The organism is Phyllobacterium brassicacearum (assembly GCF_003010955.1).
Taxonomy (GTDB): domain Bacteria; phylum Pseudomonadota; class Alphaproteobacteria; order Rhizobiales; family Rhizobiaceae; genus Phyllobacterium; species Phyllobacterium brassicacearum.
In genome coordinates this window covers 1-6,852 of the sequence record NZ_PGGO01000050.1, presented here as the reverse complement: position 1 = coordinate 6,852, position 6,852 = coordinate 1, and the positions used below count along the sequence as shown (strand labels likewise).

Below are 6,852 nucleotides of genomic sequence, written 5' to 3'. Positions count from 1 at the left end.
CATCTTCGATCATGGTTCGGTTCCGTTTCTTTGCGAGCATAGCGCACCTCGGGACGGCGAAAACGAGCAGCTTGACACACCGTTGCGGCCGTCACCCGACCGCGGCAGCAAAGCTTTTTCCTACCCCAAGGGCCAGTAGTCTCGTCCCATTTATTTGGGCGCGCCGCCGGAATAGGTCAACCCGCCGAGCACCGCCGCCACGAGTAGCAAAGCCGGCACGTCGCCCAGCATATGGCCCATATGCGCGCCGGGGCTGTAGGACTGGATCGCCATGATCAGCGCGTGCACGACACTCGACCAGATCGTGAAGTCGATTAGCGATCGATGTGCTGTGGGATCGCGCGACGCCCGGACCAGAAATATCCCAAGCGTTGCGTATAGGCCCACGATCATCATGAAATAGTGCGAAGCGGTGGGCGGGCCATCATGCCAAGACCAACCCGACGGCCAGATAATCGCAAGCGGATAGACCAGACAGAATACGACACCGAATGCAAACAGAGCGATCTGCAAAAGTTTCAGGCGGGACATGGGCGCTTCTTTCTTTCAGGGAGTGAGCGGCACTCTTCGTCAGAAGCCTATTTAAAACCAGCCAACCATGAAACGCATTTTGCACCAACGTTAGCGACCGTACAGCAGGATCATTCGCATGTACGAAAGACCCCCCAAACCCGTGATCCAGAGTGCCCTAGGCTTGTTTGATTTTCGGCCCAAGCAATACGACCTTTTCCCGAGCCTTATTCATGGAAGTATATCTATTGGATTTTATTATGCCCTTCCCGAGAGATGGGTGACATTTCTCCGGAGACATGGGTTACACTTTTGGCCTTTCCAAGGAGAGCAAAGGTGCCATGGCAGGAGTGCAACCGCATGGACGAACGTCTCAAATTCATTGCGCGGGTTCTGTGTGAGTTCACGGCGAAGCGCGACCTGCGATGGCGAGAAGATCGCATAATGGCTCCTATGGAACCGCACCCGAAGAATGCCGCATTCAGTGGCTCTGCGATTAGAATCCGCTCGAGGCGATCGTTTATCCGCTTATGGCCCCTTAGCCGATCTAGGTCGCATACTCATTAATTTTGTTGCCGCAGAGAAAACCTCGCCCACGGTTGTGAAAATCCGGCTATGAGCTATTCCTGCCTTGCGACTTTCGTCAAGGAGCGTCGGTAGTGCATAGCAACAACGCCGTTGCGGAGCGGCTTCGCCGAAACCAATTCGAGCTGTCGCGCGCTCGGCAAGCCGCTCTCGTACAGAGTGGGGCCGTGGCCGACGATCCTGGGGTGAACGAGGAACTTGTACTCGTCGATCAAATCCAGCCGATCCAACTCAGCCGCGAGCTTGCCGCTACCGAGGAGCACGCCCGCCGGGGTCGCACCCTTGAGATTCTGCACGCCTGTTCGCAGATCACCGGCGATGTGGTGGCTATTGTTCCACGGGAAGTCGTTTCGCGTTGACGACACCACGTACTTCGGCTTGGCATCCAGCTTAACCGCCCACTCGCGCATCGGCGGCGGTACCTCCGCTTCGCCGCGGGCGACCGCTGGCCAGTAGCTCTCCATCATCTCGTAGGTGACGCGGCCCCACAGCATCGCCCCGCTCTCGTCCATGAGGCGAGTGAAGAAGGCGTGTGTCTCGTTGTCGGCGATTCCTTCTTGGTGGTCGACACAGCCGTCTAAGGTGACGTTGGTGCTGAAGATCAGTAGTCCCATGCGACATGTATACAATCTTCCAATACCGTAGTCACGCGGTTCAGCTGTGGCTGTTGCGGGCAGCAGAACAGCTACTCTAGGTCGCATGTTCATAAGCGATAGGCAAATCGGCTGAAAACTGATTCAAACTCCGAAAGGAGTTTACGATGGCCCACGGACGTTATGACCTGACTGAGTTTGAGTGGAATGTGATCAAGCCGCTTTTGCCGAACAAGGCGCGGGGCGTTCCGAGGGTCGATGACCGGCGCGTGCTGAACGGTATTTTCTATCAGCTAAGGTCAGGTTCGCCTTGGGCAGATTTGCCCGAGAGATATGGGCCTTACACGACGGTCTACAATCGCTTCAACCGCTGGCGGAAAGCCGGTGTCTGGAACAGGCTCATGGATGCAATCATCGCGGTCTATGAGGCCAAAGGCCAGAAGCTGCAAATGATCGACAGCACAAGTGTGCGGGTTCACCAGCAAGCTGCCGCCCAAAAAAACAGGATGGAATTTGTTGTATCGGTCGTTCGAGAGGAGGACTGACCACCAAGATGCATTTGCGGGTCAACGAACACGGTCTGCCGCTGCAGATCGAACTCTCCCCCGGTCAGGCCCATGATGCCCCGATGGCCGAACTGCTCCTGCAAGATTTGCCCAAGGGAACGAGCCTTCTCGCCGACAGAGGCTATGACGCCGACTGGATCAGGGAGATGATCGAAGATCAGAACTGCACGCCCGTCATTCCGCCAAAATCAAACAGACGTCAAGAAATCCCCTTCTCAAAGCGCAAGTACAAGAAACGCAATCTCGTCGAACGCTGTATCAACAAGCTCAAGCAGTTCAGGCACATCGCAACACGATACGACAGGTACGCTTCAGCTTACCTCGCCTTTGCAAAGCTTGGTGCTATCCGACTCTGGCTCAGGTTTTATGAGTCCGCAGCCTAGTCTGTCGCTAACGTCGGCGTAAGGCTGACTTATGTGAGGTTATGTTGCCGGCGTGAGACTTTCAGCGATAAATGGTGCGAAATCTTCTGGGCCGTTTGGCGTTAGCGCCTGTTCAAGCGCTAGTTCCTGTGACAAGTCCGGGTCAATGACGAGACAACCCGCCATCCGCGTTCAGCGGCGCTAGGTCACGCGCCGAGCCGCGATCTTGTTCGAGGAGCAACAGATGAGCTCCGACAATGCCTGTCATGGGATTTTCAAATTTTCCCCACAGCAGTTCCTCCAGTTGACTGTTGAGGATTCGTCTGAAAGTGCCACATAGGCTGCTTCGAGCAACAAGTCTTGCTGGCTGTTGGGAGCGTCGCCTTGCTTGCGGAGATGGAGGGAGATTTGCGTTTGTCCCACAGACTCACGACCGGATGCCACCTGCTGCAGGATATAGACTTCCAGTGTCCAGCCCTCTAGGAGAAAGAGGCTTTGTTCGGTCTCCTTACCGCCAGGAAGACGGCGGCGCATGAAGTATGCACCCGGCCTCAGTGATACACTGGCCACAGCAAATGGATCACGCCCCGGCTCGGTGCACCAACGCCAAGCTGCATGCCTCTTGGGCAGGACGAGGCTGTGGAACTGCGTGACCGGCGCGCCGAACCTCTCATCTGACGATTTGAGAGTGATAGAGCGCAGTGCGTAGCGCCGTCAGGAATCTTTCCGGCTGTTCCATCGCGGGGGCATCATTTGCGTCCTCGATAACGTGGAGTGGCCAACCATATCGAGCGGCTGCCGTCTCCGCGACATCCAGCGGCGTGGCAAGATCGCACCGACCCCATATCAGCGTGACAGGAACTTTTATGCGACGCAACTCAGCCGCTGGGATCGCCGGCATTATGAAGTCACGCATCAGCGTTGCCAACGCGGCGTGCAGGGCCGGCGAGCGGGCGCGGTCGAGATTGTAGGTTTCGAATGGGTCCCATAGTTCGCCCATACGCTGGCGCAGCTCGTCCAGATCATGTGCGCAGTAACGCCACAAATCTTCATGGGTATGTTCCGCGGGGTTCACCTGGTATCGGGTCAATGCTTCCCCAAACGCTACCGATGGCTGGAACGGCGTCAGGCCGAAAGAGTCCACGAGCACCAGTGCGTCAAGCAAATCGGAGTGGCGGCACGCATAGCGCGCCGCAATGGCGCCGCCCATCAATTCCCCTATCAAAACCGGCTTCGATTTGCAGGTTTGGTCGATAAACTCCCCCAGCCATATCAGAACGTCCTCTGCGTCCAACGATCCATCAGTGACTTCGGAAGCTCCGTGCCCGGGCAAGTCGGGCGCGATGACATGATGGGTCGTTGCCAGTTCCGGTATGATACGCATCCAATGCGCCGCGTACCCTCCGGGACCGTGCAGCAGAATGACCGGCTGGCCGTCGCCGCCGTCCAGAACAGCAGTCGAAACTCGAGCAATCTGCAGCCTCCGCTCTGAGACCGGCAATTTCGCCAGCAAGTGTTCGCGGGCGACGAGTCCTGCGTTTGGCCGGCCGTGGTTCTCCTTTGACTGGTTTCGTTCGTCGATCTGCCTTTGGGTGACGGTCATGGCTACCTCCTCAGCGCTCTACTGTTCAGTGAGCAATGATACGATGGAGGATGCGTCGCCGCTTCGGGCGAATTGCCCAGGCAGTGTCAGCGGCACAATGGGCAATTCTCACCAAAGAATGTCGAAGTGTCAGATCAGACCGTGTTCGTATGCATAGGCGGTGGCCGCCGCACGCGTCGGTACGTCCAGCTTGTTGAAGATATTGCTCGCATGTCTGTTGATCGTCTTCTCGCTCAAAGACAGCTCCCGCGCGATGATTTTGTTGCTCTTGCCGGCAGCAATCAGACGCAGCACCTGGATCTCGCGCGCCGTCAATCCGCTTTGGCGATCCGATGGCGCAAGGCGCGCGAACTTGTCGACATGCGCAAGATCGGGTTTGGCACCCAACTGCAGGAACACCGCCCTGGCGGCGCTGAGCTCAATCTCGGCTCCGTCACTATCTCCCAAGGCCCTGCAAGCCATGCCGATCAGAACCCGCACGCGCGCGGCGGCATAAGGTGCCCCGAGGTCTTGCCATACCGTGCATGCGGGACGCAGTGAAAGAAGGGCGGCTCCCATATCGCCTTCTGCCAATTCGAGGGCTCCTCGCGTTTCTGCTGCCATTGCAGACAGCACGCTTGTGCCGAACCATTCCGCTGTCTCGCTGAGTTCACTGCAAGCGCCGCGGGCTTCCTGAATGTCACCTGCGGCCAGTGTGATCTCGACATGAGCGGGCAGAACCCGCGCACGATCCAGTTGGTCGGGGGTGGCGGCGACCTTACGGCGGATCCCGGCCACGGCGTCGTCGATGCGGCCCTGGGCCATCCGAAGGAGTGCAAGGCCTGGTTGCGGGTCCCATCCCCACTGTCCCGCGTTACGGTAGGCTTCCTCGGCCAAGCCGAATTCTCCGCGAAGGCGATGGACCTCGGCTTGCTGGTATAGAGCGGCCGCCGCGGCTTTCTGCCGGTCTCTACAGGAAAAACGCTGGTACGCACGTTGCGCCTCCCCGATCGCTTTCTGCCAAGCACCGTTGATCCGCATGATTTCGGCGCGATGAACCAGGCAGATGCCACTGAACGCAACCATCTGGGGCTGGGCGTCGCACCACTCAGCAAGGTCGGATGTCCATTCGCGGACGCGCCCCAGCTCCCAAATCTGCTGGCAGGCGTCGATGACGCTGCAATAGATCAGCCCGGTCATGATCGGCGAGAGCTCGTGCGCCGAAGCAGCAACCATAACCTCGTCAAGAAACCGGAGGCCCTCGTCTATTTTTCCTTGCCGGATAAGCGCCCGGCCCTGAAGGTGCCGGGCGCAGGCGACAAGATCCGCGTCACCGAACCGGTCACCAATCGCGGCAGCATCGGTTGCCAGAGAATAGGCAGTCTCGAAGTTGCCGCCCTCGACCTCCTGTTCCGCGGTTGGCAGCAACATATAACCTTGTTCGACACAGTCGCGCTTTTCGCCATCGAGCAGTCGCCGGGCACGAGCGAACCATCCGGCGCCATGAGCCGTTTCGCCTCGAAAGAGAAGACGCAACCCGAGCCAAAACGCACACCGAACAGCGCTGAGGCATTGGTCGCTGGCCAGATGGGCTTGATAGGCGCGCTCCAGAGCTGCCAGATATTTTTCGTCTCTGTCGGCAAGGTAAGCCGACATCGCCAGCAATTCGAGATCGTCGCCCGCGAGCGGCGCGGCAGACTCCGCAAGGGAAAACGCATCAAAGGCGTCAGCCCATTCGCGACGGCCGTAGCACTCGCGAGCGTGTCGGAGAGGGTCGACGACATCCGGGAAAGATGCCCCCGGTTTGTACCGACCATCGTCGTCACTCATATTCTCAAGCGGCAAAACCGCAACCGCAGGCTTGTCACTCAGAAATGTTTGCGGCAGCGCGGAAGGAACGCCAGGGACGACCATCTGATAGACCCTCCACGGCCGCGCGATGTTCTTGAGATGCTGCTCGCCCGCGAATTCAAAGCGGACGTCGAGTTTGCCCGGAAGCTGATCGTGAGCGGTGCCAGAGATCAAGACACCTCCCGGTGGGCAGAGTTCCTCCAATCGGGCTGCGACGTTGACCCCGTCACCCAGGAGATCGTCGCCCTCGACCACGACATCCCCAACATTGACACCGATGCGCAAGGTAAGCCGGCGTTCAGAACTCACCGGTTCGTCCCGCTTGGCCAACTGCGTTTGAACTGCCGCGGCGCAGGCCACCGCGTCGACGACAGACGCGAACTCCGCGATGAGGCCGTCGCCCATCAGCTTGACGATCCGGCCGCGGTGCTCAGCCATCAATGGCTCCAGGAGGGAATGCCGCAGATGTTTCATCGCGGCCAGCGTCCCAGCTTCGTCGGCTTCGACAAGGCGCGAGTAGCCGACCACATCGGCAACTAGTATGGCGGCCAGACGCCGCTCAACCTGAGGCAAAGTCATTTTAGTCCCGCGCTGCCGCTCTAGCCGGTCAGAACGCCGAGGAAACAATAGCTCATTGCCGCGAATATTACGACTTGAATCAGGATGGATGAAGGTCGCCGCCAGTGTGGCGTGGTGCTGCTCACATGGATCCAGGATTTGCTGAAGCGCTGATTGATTGCCCGAATTCCTGCGCCGTGTACGAAAATAACAACGATCAATATCAAGGTGCCGACAGCAATTTC

The 6,852-nt window shown here is 58.4% G+C and carries 6 protein-coding genes; 1 reads left to right on the top strand and 5 read right to left on the bottom strand.

Features of this window, described 5'->3' with window-relative positions:
• Window positions 1-150: 150 nt before the first annotated feature.
• Together CU102_RS28015 and CU102_RS28010 are read right to left on the bottom strand one after the other, a co-directional pair.
• Entirely contained in the window at window positions 151-531 is a 381-nt protein-coding gene (locus CU102_RS28015) for a DUF6632 domain-containing protein (RefSeq protein ID WP_106714316.1), read from the bottom strand.
• A gap of 599 nt (window positions 532-1,130) precedes the next feature.
• On the bottom strand, window positions 1,131-1,709 hold the full coding sequence (locus CU102_RS28010; RefSeq protein WP_106714315.1) for a dihydrofolate reductase family protein: 579 nt from the start codon (window positions 1,707-1,709) through the stop codon (window positions 1,131-1,133).
• A gap of 146 nt (window positions 1,710-1,855) precedes the next feature.
• Between CU102_RS28010 and CU102_RS28005 the strand changes: the two genes are divergently transcribed.
• A protein-coding gene (locus CU102_RS28005; RefSeq protein WP_245425628.1) for an IS5 family transposase occupies window positions 1,856-2,637 on the top strand; the annotation gives its coding sequence in 2 pieces (ribosomal slippage) (window positions 1,856-2,215 and window positions 2,218-2,637; 780 coding nt in all).
• 243 nt (window positions 2,638-2,880) lie between these two features.
• Here the strand turns inward: CU102_RS28005 and CU102_RS28000 are convergent.
• The 3 genes from CU102_RS28000 to CU102_RS27990 form a co-directional block, all read right to left on the bottom strand.
• Entirely contained in the window at window positions 2,881-3,150 is a 270-nt protein-coding gene (locus tag CU102_RS28000) for a hypothetical protein (RefSeq protein WP_106714314.1), read from the bottom strand.
• Window positions 3,151-3,286: 136 nt separating this feature from the next.
• A complete protein-coding gene (locus CU102_RS27995) occupies window positions 3,287-4,219 on the bottom strand; it encodes an alpha/beta fold hydrolase (protein ID WP_106714313.1) in 933 nt (310 codons plus the stop codon).
• 129 nt (window positions 4,220-4,348) lie between these two features.
• Window positions 4,349-6,628 carry a LuxR C-terminal-related transcriptional regulator gene (locus CU102_RS27990; RefSeq protein ID WP_245425626.1) on the bottom strand — a complete coding sequence of 760 codons (2,280 nt, stop codon included), beginning with the start codon at window positions 6,626-6,628 and terminating at the stop codon, window positions 4,349-4,351.
• Window positions 6,629-6,852 lie beyond the last annotated feature (224 nt).

What these genes read in the sequence shown, in the direction of transcription:
- CU102_RS28015 (WP_106714316.1), bottom strand. Translation starts at nt 531, where the DNA reads ATGTCCCGCCTGAAACTTTTGCAGATCGCTCTGTTTGCATTCGGTGTC.
- CU102_RS28010 (WP_106714315.1), bottom strand. Translation starts at nt 1,709, where the DNA reads ATGGGACTACTGATCTTCAGCACCAACGTCACCTTAGACGGCTGTGTC.
- CU102_RS28000 (WP_106714314.1), bottom strand. Translation starts at nt 3,150, where the DNA reads ATGCGCCGCCGTCTTCCTGGCGGTAAGGAGACCGAACAAAGCCTCTTT.
- CU102_RS27995 (WP_106714313.1), bottom strand. Translation starts at nt 4,219, where the DNA reads ATGACCGTCACCCAAAGGCAGATCGACGAACGAAACCAGTCAAAGGAG.
- CU102_RS27990 (WP_245425626.1), bottom strand. Translation starts at nt 6,628, where the DNA reads ATGACTTTGCCTCAGGTTGAGCGGCGTCTGGCCGCCATACTAGTTGCC.